Annotated in this window: 1 protein-coding gene; it reads left to right on the top strand. The window is 41.8% G+C overall.

Annotated features, from left to right (window positions below; translation table 11 throughout):
* A partial coding sequence (locus R2R70_RS20115; RefSeq protein ID WP_410978918.1) for a histidinol dehydrogenase occupies positions 1-275 on the top strand: 275 nt, incomplete at both ends.

The raw sequence follows: 275 nt of genomic DNA, 5'->3' as shown, positions 1-275 counted from the left end.
CGACTCACAAGTTATTTTATTGTGTAACAGCGAAAGTATCATTGAGCAAACGCAGCTGGCGCTTACACGCCAACTTGCAAACTTAAGCCGAAAAGAGACAGCCGAGCAAGCACTGGCTAATTCATCACTTATTTTAGTAGACTCTGTTGAACAAGCATTTGCCGTATCAGCGCAATATGGCCCTGAGCACTTAATTTTGCAATTAGCAGATTCAACACCTTATTTAGATAAAGTAAAAAATGCAGGCTCTGTATTTGTAGGCGACTACACGCCAG

It is taken from the genome of Cobetia sp. SIMBA_158 (assembly GCF_046566945.1).
Classification (GTDB): Bacteria; Pseudomonadota; Gammaproteobacteria; order Pseudomonadales; family Halomonadaceae; genus Cobetia; species Cobetia amphilecti.
The sequence above is the reverse complement of the archived record's forward strand: the minus strand, read 5'-3'. Positions and strand labels throughout refer to the sequence as shown.